The organism is Terrirhizobium terrae (assembly GCF_030323265.1).
Taxonomy (GTDB): domain Bacteria; phylum Pseudomonadota; class Alphaproteobacteria; order Rhizobiales; family Rhizobiaceae; genus Neorhizobium.
Genome location: NZ_CP104992.1, coordinates 349,698 through 366,917 on the forward strand (window position 1 = coordinate 349,698; position 17,220 = coordinate 366,917).

Here is a 17,220-nt window from a genome sequence, read left to right on the forward strand (position 1 = left end):
ACCGGCCACGGCAGTCGCGAGACCGAGCACGATCCACTGAATATCCGGCATAGAAAACCCTCCCATGTTTTCATGGGAGGGTGCGATATCGTCAAAGCCAGTTCAAGTTAGGCGATGGTCGAAGGCTTACAGCGCCGCGTCCCGTGCGCCTTCCGATAGCAGGCCGAAGGCATAATCCGAGAACGACCGCCAGACTTCCATCCGGAACGCATCCTCGGCGGTCCGCAGCAACACCACCTCCACCTTGCCGAACAGCGTGCGCGAGCACGCGCCGACCGGAAAGGCGTCGAGCGACAGATCTTGCGCGCAGCCCGCATTGATCGTGTCGGCGGCACCGGGACCCGATACGAGGATCGCCGTGTTGCGGTGGGAAACGTCGGCGGCAGAATGCAGCACGCCTGAATTGGCGGCAGCGGTCATCAGCCCGCTCTCGCCTTCGTCGATCACCAGCCACTCGTCAGGCCCGAGCCACAGCGCCGTGCGGCCATTGGCATAAGCCGAAGTCTTCGGCTTCACCGGCAGGTCGACTCCAAGCGCGCTCGACAGGGCCGGCACGTCCTCGGCACGGACACGCAGCGAGATGCGGGTGGCAGGCGCCGCCGGCTCCAGCCGCACAGTGGCCGAACCGCCGTGAGTTCCGGAGAGGGGAAGGGTTCTGGTAGCAATGTCAGCCCCGGATTTAAGCATTGATGCGGCCTCCTTCCTTGTCGACGAACACCATGTCGGTCACTTCGACGGCGATCGTCTTGTCGGCCATCGGTACATAGAGCGTCTCGCCCTTGCGCGCACGGCCCCCGGCGACCAGTGCAATGGCGATCGAACGACCGAGATTTTCCGACCAGTAGGACGAAGTGACATGGCCGAGCATGGTCATCGGCTTCGGCTGGTTCGGATCGGCGACGATCTGGCCGCCCTCCTCCAGCACTTCCTTCGGATCCTTGGTCAGCAAGCCGACGAGCTGCTTGCGGCCATCGCGCACGAGGTCCGGACGCTTGAGGCCGCGGATGCCGACGAAATCCGTCTTCTTCTTGGAGACGGCCCAACCATAGCCCGCATCATCCGGCGTCACTGTTCCGTCCGTGTCCTGGCCGACGATGATATAGCCCTTTTCGGCGCGGAGGACGTGCATGGTCTCGGTGCCATAAAGGCAGGCCCCCATGCCTTCCGCCCGCTCCCAGATCGCCTGCCACACGGCCGGGCCGTAATCGGCCGGCACGTTGACCTCGAAGCCGATCTCACCGGTGAAGGAGACACGGAACAGCCGGGCAGGCACGCCCATGACCGTGCACTCGGCAACACTCATATGCGGGAAGGCCTCGTTGGAAATGTCGAGACCTTCCACAAATGGTTGAATAATATCGCGCGCCTTCGGTCCCTGTACCGCAATCACGGCCCACTGTTCGGTGGTCGAGGTCAGCCACACCTTGAGATGCGGGAATTCCGTCTGCAGATAGTCTTCCATGTGATGCAGCACGCGCGGCGCGCCGCCGGTCGTCGTCGTCACATGGAAACGGTCTTCGGCAAGGCGTCCGACGACGCCGTCATCATAGATGAACCCGTCCTCGCGGGTCATGATGCCGTAGCGGCTCTTGCCCGGCTTCAGCGTGTCCCAGGCATTGGTATAGAGCAGGTTGAGGAAGGCTGCCGCATCCGGCCCGACAACCTCAATCTTGCCGAGCGTCGAGGCATCGAACACACCGCCGATTTCGCGCACGGTCTTGCACTCGCGGTTGACCGCCTCATGCATGGTCTCGCCGCGCTTGGGAAAATACCAGGCGCGCTTCCAGTTGCCGACATCCTCGAACTCGGCACCTTCGGCCGCTTCCAGCGCGTGCATCGGCGTCTTGCGCGCCGGATCGAACAGGTCGCCGCGCGAATGGTTGATCAGCGTGCCGTAGGTCACCGGCGTATAAGGCGCGCGGAAAGTCGTGAGACCCACCTGCGGGATTGGCCGGCCGAGCATTTCCGATGCGATTGCCAAGCCATGCATGTTGGACAGCTTGCCCTGGTCGGATGCCATGCCATTGGTGGTGAAGCGCTTGATATGCTCGATCGAATGCATGCCTTCGCGCACGGCAAGGCGGATGTCCTTCGCCGTCACGTCATGCTGGAAGTCGACGAAGGCCTTCACCGCCGTCTCAGGCCCCGCCCCTTCGGCAGCACCGATCATGCCGCCGGTCCAGTCGAACCGGTTTTCGCCCGAAACGACAACCGAGCCACCGCCGGCGGTGATCGCTTCGTCGATCAGTTCGGCCAGATCGTCGGTGCCGTTGCAGGCACCGACAGAGATCGAGTTCTGCGCATAGATATCCGGCACGAAACGCTGCTTCGCCTCGTCGAATTTCAGCTTGCCGCGCGACTGCGAGAACAGATGTACCGACGGCGTCCAGCCGGCGGAGACGATCAGCGCATCGACCTTGATCTTGCGGCGATCGAAATTGCCGTTGCGCGCCACCGTCATCGACGAGATGCGCAGGCGCCCGGCCGTATCGACCACGGCATGGCCCGTAAGCACATCGATGCCGAGCTTGCGGGCTTCTGCCAGCACAGCCTCGCCCGGCTTGTCGCGACTGTCGATGATCGCGGCGATGGTGACGCCGGCGCGCTTCAGGTCGAACGCCGCCTCATAGGCGCTGTCATGCGCGGTATAGACGCCGATATTCCTGCCGACAGCGACGCCGTGATGGTTGAGGAAGCTGCGCGCCGCAGACGCCAGCATGATGCCAGGCCGGTCGTTGTTGGCGAACACCATGTGCCGCTCGATCGAGCCGGTAGCGAGAATGGTGCGCTTGGTGCGCACCTGCCACAAGCGCTCGCGCGGCGCATCCTTGCCCGGACGCGCGACATGGTCGGTGACGCGTTCGACGAGGCCGAGGAAGCCGTGATTGTAATAGCCGAACACGGTCGTGCGCGTCAGCACGGTGACATTCGGCATCGCCTTCAGCTTTGCAGCCGCAGCTTGCGCCCAGTCATAACCGTTCTGGCCGTCGATCATGGTCGAGGCATCGTAATGCAGCGCCCCGCCGACTTCCGGCTGTTCGTCGACAAGGATGACCTTCTGGCCGGTAGCAGCCGCCGAAAGGGCCGCGGTCAGACCGCCCACGCCGGCACCGGCGATCAGCACGTCACAGTGAACATAGCGGCTGGCATAATGATCCGGATCGTCTTCCATCGGGGCAACGCCGAGGCCGGCGGCGCGGCGGATGATCGGTTCGTAGATCTTGTGCCAGGCTTCCTTCGGCCACATGAAGGTCTTGTAGTAGAAGCCGGCTGCGAAGAAGGGCGACACGACGTCGTTTAGCGCGCCGATATCGAAGGAAAGCGACGGCCAGCGGTTCTGCGAGGCGATCTTCGCCCCGTCGAACACTTCCTGCACCGTGGCGCGCACGTTCGGCTGGCGGCGGGCGGCGTCGCGTGAGACGTCGAGCAGCGCATTCGGCTCTTCCGGGCCTGATGTCAGGATGCCGCGCGGGCGGTGATATTTGAACGAACGGCCGAGCAGATGCACGCCATGCGCCAGAAGCGCGGAGGCGACCGTATCGCCCTCCAGTGCCGTATAGCTCTTGCCGTCGAAGGTGAAGCGGGCGGTGCGGGCCGGCGTGTGACGGCCGGCACCCTTGATGCGGAACGCACCGGTATTGCTGGAAGAACCGCTCATCGTGCGTCTCCTTCCGTCTGTTCCCACGTTTCGATGGAAGTCTCTTCAGCGATCGCGGCGAACTTTTCGGCCACCGGCACCGGCTGCTTCGGCAGACCTGCCTTGTAGGTCATCAGGAACCTGTCGCTCACCGTATCGCGCGCCGCGTTGAAGAAGCGACCGCAGCCATGAATATGCCGCCACCGTTCATAGGTGAGGCCCTTTTCGTTGTTGCGCAGGAAGAAGTATTCCGCGAATTCCTCATCCGAAATCGCCGCAATGTTCTCCGGCCGGGCGATATGCGCCTCGCCGGCCCAGCGGAATTCCAGCTCCGAGCGATCTTCCTCGCAATAGGGGCAGTGGATCAAAAGCATCTGGTCTATCCCCTATTCATCAATGCGCGACGGCGGCGGCCGCCGCTTCGTCGATCAGGCGGCCGGTGCGGAACCGGTCGAGCGTCAGGCCGGCGGCAAGGCGATGCGGCTCGCCCTTGGCGATCAGGTGGGCGAAGAGATTGGCCGAACCCGGCGTCGCCTTGAAACCGCCCGTCCCCCAGCCGCAGTTGACGAACAGGCCCGGCACCGGCGTCACGCCCTGGATCGGCGAACGGTCCGGCGTGTTGTCGGTAATGCCACCCCACTGGCGCATCATCTTCACCCGACGGAATATCGGGAACAGCTCGCAGATCGCATCCAGCGTATGGGTGATGATCTGCAGGCCACCGGTCTGGGAGTAGGAATTGTACTGGTCGGTGCCTGCGCCGATCACGAGTTCGCCCTTGTCGGACTGCGAGATATAGGCATGCACGGTGTTGGACATGACCACGCAGGGGAAGATCGGCTTCAGCGGTTCTGACACCAGCGCCTGCAGCGGGTTGGAATGCAGCGGCACGCGCACGCCCGCCATTTCCATCACGACGGACGAATGACCGGCGGCCGAAACACCGATCTTCTTGGCGCCGATGAAGCCCTTGGATGTCTCTACACCCTGAACCTCGCCATTCGACCCGCGACGGATGCCGGTGACCTCGCAGTTCTGGATGATATGGACGCCGCGATCGGAGGCCGCGCGGGCATAGCCCCAGGCGACCGCATCATGACGCGCCGTGCCGCCGCGGCGCTGCAGGGCGGCACCGTTGACCGGGTAGCGGGCCGTCTTGGAAATATCGAGAACCGGCACGAAATCCTTCGCCTGTTCCGGCGTCAGCCACTCATTGTCGATGCCGTAGAGACGGTTGGCGTTGATATGCCGCTTGAACGATTGCTGGTCATGCACGTTGTGCGACAGCATTATCGCGCCGCGCGGCGAATACATGGTGTTGTAGTTGAGATCCTGGCTGAGCCCTTCCCACAGTTTGAGGGAATGCTCGTAGATGTCCATGCTCTCTTCATAGAGATAGTTGGAGCGGATGATCGTCGTGTTGCGGCCGGTATTGCCACCGCCGAGCCAGCCTTTTTCGATCACCGCGATATTGGTGATGCCGTGTTCCTTGGCGAGATAGTAGGCGGCGCCGAGACCATGGCCGCCGGCGCCGACGATGATCACGTCATAGCTTGCGCGCGGCTCGGGCGAGACCCATTGCGCCTCCCAGCCCTTGTGAGCACGCATCGCCTCGCGAGCTATGGCGAAAACCGAATATTTGCGCATCGCGCCTCTCTTCCTTGCTCGATCCCGTACTCGGTGCCGTCATCAATCTCATGGACAGAAGCGACAGCGACCTTTGGGTAGTGCGATACCCATCGCAAATCAATATGCGCCGCAATGGCCACATTGCGACGCATCGGAAGTTTGTTTCGACACGGCTGATTTTGCTTGGGTCAGGCCCGGATCAGCACTTTGCCCTTGCGGCGGGGCTCCCCGGCTGCGGCGACGGCCTTTGCGACATCATCGAGAGAAAAGACTTCCGACACACCGAGTTTCACCTCGCCGCTCGCAACACCCTGGACGATCTCGCCGATAAGGCTCTTCATCCTTTCCGGTGCGATCGTCGGCCCGATCTTGGCCAGCCAGAAGCCTTTCACCACCGCCTGCTTGAAGATCATGTCGGAAGCGGAAATCTGCATCGGCTCGCCCGACATCAGGCCGAAGGAGACGAGCGTGCCCTTCTCGCCGAGCTGCGACAGGAGTTCGCCGGACGAGGCTCCGCCGACACCATCGACCGCAGCCTTGATCGCGGCACCGGCTGTTAGCTTGGCCACCTCATCCTTCCAGTCCGCCTGCGCGGTGGAAACGACATTCTCGATGCCGAGGCTTTTAAGCTCTGCAACCGCATCGTCCCGCCGCACCAGATTGACGACATGAATACCGCGGCGTCTGGCAAACATGGCAAGAGCCACGCCGACCGCACCATTTGCCGCATTCTGGATGATCCAGTCACCTTCGCCCGCCTCGACGAAATCCAGAAGCGCCAGCGCACTCAAAGGCATGGAGATGAGCTGTGCTGCGGCCTCGTCGGGAATGACATCCGGCAGCGGCACGGCGCGCGCTGCGTCCGCGATATAATAGTCGGACCAAGTCCCCTGCCCAGGCACCGCGACGCGCTGACCGGTCTTCAGATGCGAAACGCCCTCGCCAAGAGCATCGACGACACCCATCGCTTCCGTGCCCGCGACCGCCGGAAGGTCGGGCTTTACGCCATACTGGCCGGCGACCGTCAGAAGGTCGTGGTTATGGATTGCCGACATGCCCATCCTGATCCGCACCTTGCCCGGTCCCGGTTCGGGCATCGGCCGATCCGTGATGGCAATCACCTCGGCGGGGTTGCCGAATCTGGAATAGATAGCGCTGCGCATGAAGCTCTCCTGCAGTAATCCAATGGTCCGAATATGATCGTTGAACCGCTCCATACTGGCTTTGGAAAGCAAGCGGAGACAGCAAGGATCTATCTTCGGCTCATATAGATGCCACGCGGCGCGCGAACACCCGTCTTGCCGACGCAACCATTTTTCGCGTTAACCACCAAAGCGCATCTGGACTTCGGCGGACTCATCTGCTATCTGCCTCAACCAATCGCACGGCCTTTCGCCGGGCATCAGTATTCTTTCGCCTCGAATCCGGTGGTTCCCAGGCGAGCAACAAACCAAAGGAACGGGATTTCACGTGCAGGTACTTGTCCGCGACAATAATGTTGACCAGGCTCTCCGCGCTCTCAAGAAGAAGATGCAGCGCGAAGGCATTTTCCGCGAAATGAAGATGCGCGACTACTACGAAAAGCCGTCGCAGAAGCGTGCTCGCGAAAAGGCTGAAGCTGTTCGTCGCGTCCGCAAGCTGGCTCGCAAGCGCATGCAGCGCGAAGGCCTGCTTCCGTCGACTCCGCGCCCTGCTCGTTGATCGGCCGTCTTTTCGACGTTTTTATGTGATTATGGAGCGGGGGCGACTTGGGCGCCGCCGCTTTTTTAATTTCAAACGGTCCGCAAATGGCCGTTTCAATGCTGGGACGAGGAATCGCGCCTGATGGCCGCAAAGACTGCCGCTGTGACTGATGTGTACCGCAATTCCGGCATCTCGCTGATTGCTTCCCTCCCTCGGCAAAGATCTTCTTGCCTGCCGCCATGCTCGGCATGATGACCCTGGCGGGATGTGCCACGGGCCCCACGACCACCGACCTCATCCGCGTCGATCGTGCCCAGGGTTCGGAAGAAAACATCGCCTCCCTGTCTTCCGTCATCAACGCCAATCCGCAGGATCCGGAAGGCTATAACAGCCGTGGATCGGCTTACGGCCGCGCCGGCGAGTTCAAGCGCGCAGTGGACGATTTCAATCGCGCTCTCCAGCTGAACCCGCAATTCTACCAGGCCTATGCGAACCGCGCGCTGGTCTATCGCAACATGGGGCGGCCGGCCGACGCAGCGAATGACTATAATCGCGCGCTTCAGCTGAACCCGAACTACGACGTCGCCTATATCGGCCGCGGCAACATCTACCGCCAGGCAGGCCGCAACGATGAAGCCTTCAACGACTTCAACAAGGCAATTCAGCTCGATACCACGGACGGTCGCGCCTATCATAATCGTGGCCTGATTTATCAGGTCCGTGGCCAGCACGCCCAGGCGATCGAGGATTTCTCTAAGGCGATCTCGCTCTCGTCCGGCTCGCCGGAGCCCTATAACGGCCGCGGCATTTCCTATGTCGCGTTGAACGACGACGACAACGCCTTCGCCGATTTCAATCACGCGATCGAATTGAACGACAAGCTGGCGGAATCCTGGGCCAACCAGGCGCTGGTCTACGAGCGCCGCGGCGATCGCGCCCGCGCCTACAAGTCCTATTCCCACGCGGTACGGCTTGATCCGAATTACAAGCCTGCCGTGGAAGGTGCCGCCCGCACCCGCGGCGGCAACAGCTGATCGACACAAGGCCCGCCCATCCGGCGGGCCTTTTCTTTTCAGACCTCAGCCGCAGATCGCGGTAGCTTCTCTCTCGTAGAGCATCGGAGGTATCTCGCCCATGTCACGCAGCATCACCGTCATCGGTGGCGGCATTATCGGCGCCTCCATCGCCTGGCATCTCACGACAGCCGGCGCAAAGGTGCGCCTCGTCTGCGAGACGACGGGTGGCGTCGCCACGCCGAATTCCTTTGCCTGGATCAATGCCAGCTGGGGCAATCCGCACGACTATTTCAAGCTGCGCATGCGCGCGATCGCCGAATGGTCTAGGCTGAAGGGCGAGGTACCGGATCTTCCCCTCTCCTTCCGGGGCGGCATATGCTGGGACATGCCGGAAGATGACCTCATCGCCTATGCGGAAAACCATGCCGCATGGGGCTATGACATAAATCGGATCGACGCAGCCGCGATCAGCGCCCGAGAACCAGCCCTCGCCGCCGTTCCAGCTCTGGCGCTTGACGTTCCGGTCGAGGGCGTAGCCGAACCGCAAGAGACAGCTGAGATGCTGATCGCCGATGCCAAGCGCCGCGGTATGGAGCTGGTGGAGAATGTCCATGTCACCGGTCTGCGCAAGGACGAGGCCGGGCGGATCATTTCGATCGCTACGGATCATGGGGAATGGCCAGCAGAGGAAGTCGTGCTGGCCGCAGGCGCGGCGACCGCAGAGCTCGCGGCAACCATCGGCGTCGATGTGCCTCTCGAAACGCCACCGGGCCTGCTGGTTCATTCAAAGCCCGCCGCGCCCCTGATCAACGGGCTCGTCATCGCCCCGGAACTTCATCTGCGCCAGACGGCGGAAGGCCGGCTCGTTGCAGGCACCGATTTCGGCGGCATGGATCCAGGGACCGATCCCGATGGCGCCGCCGAAGAGCTCTTCGCCAAGGTGAAGGCCTTCGTCAGGGATGGCGAAAGCCTGGAGATGGATTTCTACACGATTGGCTATCGCCCGACGCCGGAGGACGGGTTTCCGATCGTCGGCCGGGCGGATGGCGTGGAAGGCCTCTACCTTGCCGTCACCCATTCGGGCATCACGCTTGCGCCCGCACTCGGCCTTTTCGCCGCCCGGGAAATCCTGGACGGCGAAAGAGAGCCGCTACTTGCGCCCTACAGGCTGTCACGCTTCGAGTGATCCTGTTCAGCGCCAGCCGAGCGCCGGCGCGACATGCTTTAGGATCGACTCGATGACATGGGCATTGTATTCGACGCCCAGCTGGTTCGGCACGGTCAGAAGCAGCGTATCGGCCTCGGCAATCGCCTCGTCCTCGCGCAGCTGCTCGATCAGCACGTCCGGCTCCGCCGCATAGGAACGGCCGAAGATCGCCCGCGTGTTCTCGTCGATGAAGCCGATGGAATCATCCTCCTTGCCGCCGCGGCCGAAATAGGCGCGGTCGCGATCGTCCACCAGAGCAAAGATCGAGCGGCTGACCGAGACGCGCGGCTCGCGCTCGTGACCGGCCTCCTTCCAGGCCTCGCGATAGGCGCGGATCTGCTTGGCCTGCTGGATGTGGAAGGCCTCGCCGGTCTCGTCATCCTTCAGGGTCGAGCTCTGCAGGTTCATGCCCTTCTGCGCTGCCCAGACGGCGGTCGCATTGGAACCGGCACCCCACCAGATGCGCTCCCTCAGACCTTCCGAATGCGGCTCCAGCCGCAGGAGGCCGGGCGGGTTGGGGAACATCGGCCGCGGATTGGGCTTGGCAAAGCCCTGCCCCTTCAGCACATCGAGAAAGACCTCCGCATGGCGGCGGCCCATGTCGGCATCGCTCTGGCCCTCGCCCGGCTCGTAGCCGAAATAGCGCCAGCCATCGATCACCTGTTCCGGAGAGCCGCGACTGATGCCGAGCTGCAGGCGCCCTTGCGAAATCAGGTCGGCAGAACCTGCATCCTCCGCCATGTAGAGCGGGTTCTCGTAGCGCATGTCGATGACGCCGGTGCCGATCTCGATCTTCGAGGTCCTGGCGCCGACGGCCGCCAGAAGCGGGAACGGCGAAGCAAGCTGCCGGGCGAAATGGTGGACGCGGAAATAGGCACCATCGGCGCCGAGCTCTTCGGCCGCGACGGCAAGGTCGATCGACTGCAGCAGCACGTCACCGGCCGAGCGAGCTTGCGACTGCGGCGACGGCGTCCAATGGCCGAAAGAGAGAAAACCGATCTTCTTCATGGGATCACTCCAGACACGTGGAAAGTATGTTGCCCGTTACATGGCATGTCCACGCGCCATCCGTTAGTCCCCGGATGAAGACGGATTGTTTGGGAATGTTGAACGAAAGAGGTCCGGCGTTATCAAAACATGCGTCGATTGGTGACGCCGCCGGCTTCAGATATAGAGCGGCGCCATCTTTCTCCAGGCGCTGCCGCGATGCGCCCGCCCGTCCCATACATGGACCTGATGGCCGATCCCTTTCGTCGCAAGGACACCGCTCAGGTGGCGGTTGTTGTCGAGAAACGGATCTTCGCCACCGATCGCCAGAACGATATCCATCCTCCGCAGCTGCTCAAGCTGCCATTCGCAGAGAAGGCCGGGCAGGAAGTGAGACGGCGTGTGGAAATACACCCGCTCGTCATAATAGCTCTCGAAGAGGTCGCCGAAGCTCTCGACCTTCAGCGTCAGATCGTACCGGCCTGAAAAAGCGACCAGCTTCCTGAACAGATGGGGGTGGCGGAAAGCGAGGCTCGCGGCCTGGAAGGCGCCAAGGCTGCAGCCATGGACGATCGTGCAGTCATGGGAGTTCTTCGCCGCCATCAGGGGCAGAACCTCGTTGAGGATATACTCTTCGAAATCCGCATGTCGCCCGATGCGGGCCGCCGGCTCCTGCCGGCCGTAGAAGGTTTCGCCGGCAAGGCCTTCGACACAATAAAGCTGGAGATGACCGGCCTCGATCTTGTCGGAAAGGCTGGCAACGATCCCGAGCTGCTCGTATTCGAAGAACCGGCCGTCGCGAGTGGGAAACATCAGCACTTTTGCGCCGGCATGGCCAAAGATCAGGAGTTCCATCTCGCGATGGAGCCGCGGACTGTACCAGCGCAAATATTCGCGGTTCATGGCACCTTGAAAAACTGTCCGACCCGGTCGCGCAGGTCCCCCTCTTGCGACGCCTGCTGAGGATAGTCGAAATGTCCGGCATCCAGGATGAATTTTTCATTATATTTTGCGGGCGCAAGTGCATTGGCCACCGCGAACTGGCAGGGCGGCGCCACGGCCGGATCGAACAGCGCGACGCTCATCAGCATCGGCACCTTTATGTGCCGGGCAGCGACTGCAGAATCATGAAGCCTCAGTGTCGGCAGGGCATTTCCATGCTGCGCCTGGTATGCCTGGACCGATGCGGCGCTGCCGATACTCGGCAGTGTCAGCCTCAGTTCCTGATGGCCGAATGTCGGCAGCGACAGATGTCCCCGATCGATGCGGTCGTCCCACGGGATCGCCAGCCCGCCGATCCCGCCGCCGAAGCTGACGCCGCTATAGCCGATCCGGCCAGCGATCCGGGGATAGAGCAGTTCCAGCACGCTGACGGCAACCCACAGGTCCTCGACGCAGCCGCCGATGATGTAGCGTTCCGGCTTGTCGATATCGTGCAGGACATGCCAGACGGCCTCGGTCGAGATCGGCGGCCGCGCACTGCGCGACATGCCGCGAAAGCAGAGGAAGAGCACAGCCGTCTCCTCGACGGGAATATCGAAATTGGGAGCGTCCCGCCCGCCATAACCATGCCCGACGACGAGGCCGCGCCTGATCTCCCCCACCTTCGGCAGAAGCAGCCAGCCGCCGATCGGAAAGTCATCCGTCGACCGATAGGCCACGTTGAAGACCTGCCACTTGGGGTGACGCAGCGGGTTCCGGTCGAGCTTCGGCACCGGATCGACGGAAAGCGCGCGCCGATAGCGCCCCTGCCAGAAGACATCGAAGCCATCAGGCGCCTCGGGCGGCACGACAGCCTCGAGCTTGGCAAGATCCATGCCGTAGGTGGGATCGAAGTCGAAAGGGTGGGAGATCGGATTGGTCATGGAATGACAACTCTGAACACGAAGCCCGATCTTTTAACACCAGCTACGTTCATGGCTTAAGGAAACGGATCAGGCTGCGCATGTGAATCACGGGGAGCACCAATACGCCCTCCTCGAAAATCTCGTACAGGACGACATGGCGAGCGTGACCGTGCCGTCTGACACCATCACCGAATTCCAAAGCCGGGCGCCCCATATGTGGGTTCTCAGCCAGCAGTTCGAAACAACGCGTCAACTCGTCATTGTAACGCCGTGCCTGCGGCACGCCGAACGTTTCTATTCCGTAGCGAATGATTTTGACGACGTCCGCCTCGGCTCTCGCAGTGAGCCGGTATCTAGGCAAGCCTGGGCTTTCTTGTGTCGGCAGCACGTTGCGCTTCGGCGAACAACTCGTTCATGGTCTTGGTGCCGATACCGCTGGCCCTGGAGGTTCGGACAAGCAACTGGACCTCTTCGAGTGACAGTTCCTCGCCCTGTGCGATCCGCTCCTGCGTGACGAGGTCGGCCATATAGTCGCCGGCACTCGCATAGCCGCCTTTGAGAACTTGCTCCTCGAGCCAGTCCTGGACATCGTCTGAAAGCGGAACCGTAATGCTTGCCATGGTCATCTCCTGACAACTGCACTATCGCATGATCCTATTTCATAAAAAAGCCCGGCATTGCCGGGCTTTCTCAGTCGCATCCTGAAGGTTCAGGCCTTCATCGCCTTGACGATCTCTTCCGTCATCTTCTTGGCGTCGCCGAGCAACATCATGGTGCCGTCCTTGTAGAACAGCGTGTTGTCGATGCCGGCATAGCCGGAGCCGAGCGAGCGCTTGACGAAGAGGCAGGTCTTGGCCTTGTCCACGTCGAGGATCGGCATGCCGTAGATCGGCGAGGTCTTGTCGTCGCGTGCCGACGGGTTGGTGACGTCGTTGGCGCCGATGACATAGGCCACATCCGCCTGGGCGAATTCGGCATTGATGTCTTCGAGTTCGAACACCTCGTCATAGGGCACGTTGGCTTCCGCCAGCAGCACGTTCATGTGGCCCGGCATGCGGCCCGCGACCGGATGGATCGCGTATTTCACTTCGACGCCGTGCTCCTTCAGAACGTCGGCCATTTCGCGAAGCGCGTGCTGCGCCTGCGCCACCGCCATACCGTAGCCCGGCACGATGATGACCTTCTGGGCATTCTGCATGAGGAAGGCGGCGTCGTCGGCCGAGCCCTGCTTCACGGTCCGCTGCACGCCGTCATCTGCGGCCGCAGCACCCGCATCGCCGCCGAAACCGCCGAGAATGACGGAGATGAAGGACCGGTTCATGCCCTTGCACATGATGTAGGAGAGGATCGCACCGGACGAGCCGACGAGGGCACCCGTGATGATCAGCGCCAGATTGCCGAGCGTGAAGCCGATACCGGCTGCTGCCCAGCCGGAATAGGAATTCAGCATCGACACGACGACCGGCATGTCCGCGCCGCCGATCGGCACGATGATCAGGACGCCCAGCGCAAAGGCGAGCACCACGATCAGCCAGAAGTCGAGATGGCTCTCCGTCTGCACGAGGCCGACGATGAACACGACGATCAGAACGAGCAACGCGATATTGATCGCATGCCGGTAAGGCAGCATGATCGGCTTGCCGGACATGCGTCCGTCGAGCTTGAGGAAGGCGATGATCGAGCCGGTGAAGGTGACCGCGCCGATCGCGGCACCGATTGCCATTTCGATGAGCGCCTGGCCGTGGATTTCACCGATCTCGCCGATACCGAAGGAATGCGGCGCATAGAGCGCGGCGGCCGCCACCATGACGGCGGCAAGGCCGACAAGCGAGTGGAAACCGGCAACGAGCTGCGGCATGGCCGTCATCGGAATGGTGCGGGCGATATAGGCACCGGCGCCGCCGCCGATGGCAAGCGCCAGGATGATCAATGCCAGCCCGCCGACGCTCGGTTGGGCAAGCAGAAGGGTCGTGCCGATGGCGATACCCATGCCGACCATGCCGTAGATATTGCCCTTGCGGGACGTCGTCGGATGCGAAAGCCCCCGGAGCGCCATGATGAACAGCACGCCGGAAACGAGATAAAGAAAGGCTGCAATATTCTGGGACATCACTCAGCGGTCTTTCTTCTTGTACATCGCAAGCATGCGGCTGGTGACGAGGAAGCCACCAAAGATATTCACGGACACCAATACGAGTGCGATGAAGCCGAAGCCGGTCGCAAAGCCGCTGGCGGAAATGCCGACAGCGAGCAGCGCACCGACGACGATGACCGACGAAATGGCGTTGGTGACGGCCATCAGCGGCGTATGCAGCGCCGGCGTTACCGACCAGACGACGTAATAGCCGACGAAGATCGACAGGACGAAGATCGCCAATCGGAAGACGAAGGGATCGATCGCTCCGCCGGTTGCGACACTCGCGGCCTCGGGCGCCTGTTCTGCGGCAGCGATCACGGCACCAACGGCCTGATCCAGCTGATCAAGCGCCTTCTGCATGGTTTCATTGGTCATCGGAGCTCTCCTTCTTCGGCTCGGCGGAGCTGTTCGCAGCAGGCTTCTTGCGGGTCTTCGGTGCCGGCTTGACGGCCGTTTCGGTGGCGGTAGCAGCCACGACGGCAGGCTTGGCCTTTACGGCAACAGCCGGTGCGGCCGCTAACGCAGCAGCAGCCGCCTCGGCGAATGTCGGATGGATGACAGCGCCGCCATGGGTAAGCAGCGTCGCCTTCACCAGTTCGTCCTCGAGATTGAGCGAAAACTCCTTCGTGGTCTTGTCGACCATCGTTTCGATGAAGGCGAAGAGGTTGCGGGCGTAGAGAGCCGAAGCCGAGGCCGCGATGCGGCCAGCGACATTGGCATAACCGATGACGCTGACGCCTTCGACTGTCGCGATATTCCCCTTCTCCGATCCCTCGATATTGCCGCCGCGCTCGACGGCGAGATCGACGGCCACCGAGCCGGGCTTCATCGACGCCAGCATGGCGCGCGACACGAGCTTCGGCGCAGGACGCCCGGGGATCAGCGCCGTGGTGATGACGATGTCCTGCTTGGCGATATGGTCGGCAACGAGTGCTGCCTGCTTCGCCTGATACTCGGCCGACATCGGCTTGGCGTAGCCGGCTGCAGTTTCCGCCGCCTTGAATTCCTCGTCCTCGACGGCAATGAACTTGGCGCCGAGTGAGGCGACCTGTTCCTTGGCGGCGGGGCGGACGTCGGTGGCGGTCACGACCGCACCGAGGCGGCGAGCCGTGGCGATCGCCTGCAGACCGGCGACACCCGCCCCCATGACGAAGACCTTGGCGGCGGGAACGGTGCCTGCGGCAGTCATCATCATCGGCAGCGCGCGGCCATATTCGTAGGATGCGTCGATGACGGCGCGATAGCCGGCGAGGTTCGCCTGGCTGGAAAGCACATCCATCGACTGGGCGCGCGTGATGCGCGGCATCAATTCCATCGAGAATGCGCTGATCCCTGCCTTGGCCATTGCAGCAAGGGCTGCCTCGTTGCCATAGGGGTCCATGACCGCGAACACCACCGTGTCGGGCTTATAGACCTTGAGTTCCGCCGTATCAGGTCGATTAACCCTGAGCACGATGTCTGCGGAGGCGGCATCACCTGCCTTGCCGATCTTCGCGCCCACGGCCTCGAAATCACGGTCTGGAATGCCGGACGAAAGCCCTGCCCCGGTCTCGACGATAATCGAGAAGCCGAGGCTTGAGAGCCGCTTGACGCTCTCAGGCGACGCGGAAACACGGGGCTCGGAAGAGCCCTCGTGTGAAACAAATATGGTTTTCTGCAAAGACTAGCTTCCCCTGTAGTCACAAGGCCGAGTCAAAAGAAGGTAGAATCCCGTCCGTTGCGAGCCGACATGGCCGGCTCAGCGCAACAGAAAGACACCTGCAATATTGAGAACGATGAACACGATCAGGCTTCCGATGAGCCCGGCGCCCCCATAAAATCCGGCAGCCATGGCGATCATCAGCACGATGATAGACATCGTGCCCCACTTCGCCCCGGCCAGGAAAAGCTCATAGGTCTTCTCATGCTCGGAATAATCCATAGCCGCGCCGACTTCGGCCGGCCCGCTGTGATGATCGTCCATCAATCCCTCCCATTGACCATCGACCACCGTCTTCATTGCGAAGACGGCACCCATCTCCTTCGGCTGGTCCGGTTTCGGCACAGCCTATCTCATGAGTCGCATAAAGGTCGGCAAAGCGCAATCGCGGCACTTTGTCCCGCATCCCGGCGGACGCGGTGGAGGTGCCGCCATTGCAGGCCCTATTGCAGGAAGGCCATTTCCGGCGAACTTGGTCGTCCCGCTATCCTCGCTGAAGGCAGGATCGTGAGGGCCGGCATTCCCGGTCCGGAGGCATCCGCAAACATCATGCGCCGCTCATAGGCCTCCGACTGGAAAACGGGAAAGCGCTTCATCAGCCTTCCCCTGAGTTCGAGCGTCGGCGACGCCAGAAGCGTCAGCTCGAAACCGTATGTTTTGGTCATGGTCGGCGGCACGACCGTCTGCGCATAGAAAAACCGCCTGTAGAAAGCGGCGTGCTGGGGTCGGATGTGCTGCAGCATGCGGTCTGCATTGAAATGGATCGCCGCCATGATCGTCGGCCTGACTGTCAGGTAAGGAAGTGTCGATGCCTCAGCGGTCAGTGCCGGATCGACCGCGAAGCGGGCCGGGTCGATCAGCGTCAGGCCTGCATCGAGAAAGCCGTTGATCGCGTCCGGAAAAATGCCACTCGACTGGCAGACACGATGATCGGGCGTCACGTGATGAATACGTAGCGTGCTGACCAGCTGCTCATAGTAATAAACACCGAAGACATAGGCTTGCGGATCGAAGTCGACTTCATCGATCAAGTTTTTCGCCGCCACCGGCAAGACGTCACGCGCCTTGTAGGCCTTGTAACGCAGTCTCGCGATGTCCTCGAAGTCCTCCTGACTTTGGATTCTGCCTGTATTCGATGTGATCGAGCGTGGCCAGCAGCCGCTCAGCAAAAGGCACGTCTGAAATCGATTGATCAATAGACATGAGGAAATCCATGGTTGTTAAGCCATGATTAACCGTCACCTTCGGGCAGACCGCAATCTCAAAAATTATGTTTAAGAAACTTCAAAGAGATATGGTTAATTCCCCCAGCCGGGACATGACATCTGCCCAATACTGGGACACCCGAAAATCAGCCGGTGGCGCTAAGGGCGCGAGT

General features: G+C 61.8%; 17 protein-coding genes and 1 pseudogene. 3 read left to right on the top strand and 15 right to left on the bottom strand.

Features of this window, described 5'->3' with window-relative positions; translation table 11 throughout:
- Positions 1-126 precede the first annotated feature (126 nt).
- The 5 genes from N7E02_RS09775 to N7E02_RS09795 all read right to left on the bottom strand — a co-directional run bounded on the left by N7E02_RS09775 (position 127) and on the right by N7E02_RS09795 (position 6,429).
- A complete protein-coding gene (locus N7E02_RS09775; protein ID WP_286581691.1) occupies positions 127-687 on the bottom strand; it encodes a sarcosine oxidase subunit gamma in 561 nt (186 codons plus the stop codon).
- Positions 680-3,658: a sarcosine oxidase subunit alpha gene (locus N7E02_RS09780; protein ID WP_286581692.1), complete on the bottom strand. Its 2,979-nt coding sequence runs from the start codon at positions 3,656-3,658 to the stop codon at positions 680-682. Before N7E02_RS09780 ends, N7E02_RS09775 begins: the two co-directional genes overlap by 8 nt.
- A complete protein-coding gene (locus tag N7E02_RS09785; RefSeq protein ID WP_286581695.1) occupies positions 3,655-4,011 on the bottom strand; it encodes a sarcosine oxidase subunit delta in 357 nt (118 codons plus the stop codon). The genes N7E02_RS09780 and N7E02_RS09785 overlap by 4 nt, the downstream gene beginning before the upstream one ends.
- A gap of 19 nt (positions 4,012-4,030) precedes the next feature.
- Positions 4,031-5,284 carry a sarcosine oxidase subunit beta family protein gene (locus N7E02_RS09790; RefSeq protein ID WP_286581696.1) on the bottom strand — a complete coding sequence of 418 codons (1,254 nt, stop codon included), beginning with the start codon at positions 5,282-5,284 and terminating at the stop codon, positions 4,031-4,033.
- 170 nt (positions 5,285-5,454) lie between these two features.
- Positions 5,455-6,429: a zinc-binding dehydrogenase gene (locus N7E02_RS09795; protein ID WP_286581698.1), complete on the bottom strand. Its 975-nt coding sequence runs from the start codon at positions 6,427-6,429 to the stop codon at positions 5,455-5,457.
- A gap of 307 nt (positions 6,430-6,736) precedes the next feature.
- Between N7E02_RS09795 and rpsU the strand changes: the two genes are divergently transcribed.
- The 3 genes from rpsU to N7E02_RS09810 all read left to right on the top strand — a co-directional run bounded on the left by rpsU (position 6,737) and on the right by N7E02_RS09810 (position 9,151).
- Positions 6,737-6,967 carry a 30S ribosomal protein S21 gene (gene rpsU / locus N7E02_RS09800; RefSeq protein ID WP_093003918.1) on the top strand — a complete coding sequence of 77 codons (231 nt, stop codon included), beginning with the start codon at positions 6,737-6,739 and terminating at the stop codon, positions 6,965-6,967.
- Between the two features lie 221 nt (positions 6,968-7,188).
- Positions 7,189-7,983, top strand: coding sequence for a tetratricopeptide repeat protein (locus N7E02_RS09805; protein ID WP_286583746.1), 795 nt, complete (start codon positions 7,189-7,191; stop codon positions 7,981-7,983).
- A gap of 100 nt (positions 7,984-8,083) precedes the next feature.
- Positions 8,084-9,151: an NAD(P)/FAD-dependent oxidoreductase gene (locus N7E02_RS09810; protein WP_286581700.1), complete on the top strand. Its 1,068-nt coding sequence runs from the start codon at positions 8,084-8,086 to the stop codon at positions 9,149-9,151.
- Between the two features lie 6 nt (positions 9,152-9,157).
- Here the strand turns inward: N7E02_RS09810 and N7E02_RS09815 are convergent, their stop codons facing one another.
- The 10 genes and pseudogenes from N7E02_RS09815 to N7E02_RS09860 form a co-directional block, all read right to left on the bottom strand.
- A complete protein-coding gene (locus N7E02_RS09815) occupies positions 9,158-10,180 on the bottom strand; it encodes an LLM class flavin-dependent oxidoreductase (protein WP_286581701.1) in 1,023 nt (340 codons plus the stop codon).
- A gap of 156 nt (positions 10,181-10,336) precedes the next feature.
- Complete coding sequence (locus N7E02_RS09820) at positions 10,337-11,062, bottom strand: esterase family protein (protein WP_286581702.1); 726 nt, start codon at positions 11,060-11,062, stop codon at positions 10,337-10,339.
- Positions 11,059-12,024 (bottom strand): acetylxylan esterase, encoded by a 966-nt coding sequence (locus N7E02_RS09825; protein ID WP_286581704.1) that lies wholly within the window; start codon positions 12,022-12,024, stop codon positions 11,059-11,061. Before N7E02_RS09825 ends, N7E02_RS09820 begins: the two co-directional genes overlap by 4 nt.
- A gap of 49 nt (positions 12,025-12,073) precedes the next feature.
- The gene (locus N7E02_RS09830) at positions 12,074-12,394 is read right to left on the bottom strand and encodes a type II toxin-antitoxin system RelE/ParE family toxin (RefSeq protein WP_286581706.1); all 321 of its coding nucleotides are present in this window, start codon (positions 12,392-12,394) and stop codon (positions 12,074-12,076) included.
- Complete coding sequence (locus N7E02_RS09835; protein ID WP_286581708.1) at positions 12,360-12,626, bottom strand: ribbon-helix-helix domain-containing protein; 267 nt, start codon at positions 12,624-12,626, stop codon at positions 12,360-12,362. The genes N7E02_RS09830 and N7E02_RS09835 overlap by 35 nt, the downstream gene beginning before the upstream one ends.
- Before the next feature lie 89 nt (positions 12,627-12,715).
- Positions 12,716-14,116 (bottom strand): NAD(P)(+) transhydrogenase (Re/Si-specific) subunit beta, encoded by a 1,401-nt coding sequence (locus tag N7E02_RS09840; protein WP_286581710.1) that lies wholly within the window; start codon positions 14,114-14,116, stop codon positions 12,716-12,718.
- A gap of 3 nt (positions 14,117-14,119) precedes the next feature.
- Positions 14,120-14,518, bottom strand: a complete 399-nt coding sequence (locus N7E02_RS09845; RefSeq protein ID WP_286581711.1) for a proton-translocating transhydrogenase family protein — start codon at positions 14,516-14,518, stop codon at positions 14,120-14,122.
- On the bottom strand, positions 14,508-15,803 hold the full coding sequence (locus N7E02_RS09850) for a Re/Si-specific NAD(P)(+) transhydrogenase subunit alpha (RefSeq protein WP_286581713.1): 1,296 nt from the start codon (positions 15,801-15,803) through the stop codon (positions 14,508-14,510). The genes N7E02_RS09845 and N7E02_RS09850 overlap by 11 nt, the downstream gene beginning before the upstream one ends.
- Positions 15,804-15,881: 78 nt before the next feature.
- Positions 15,882-16,106, bottom strand: a complete 225-nt coding sequence (locus N7E02_RS09855) for an aa3-type cytochrome c oxidase subunit IV (protein ID WP_286583747.1) — start codon at positions 16,104-16,106, stop codon at positions 15,882-15,884.
- A gap of 179 nt (positions 16,107-16,285) precedes the next feature.
- Positions 16,286-17,045, bottom strand: a pseudogene (locus N7E02_RS09860) (N-acyl amino acid synthase FeeM domain-containing protein).
- Between the last annotated feature and the right edge of the window lie 175 nt (positions 17,046-17,220).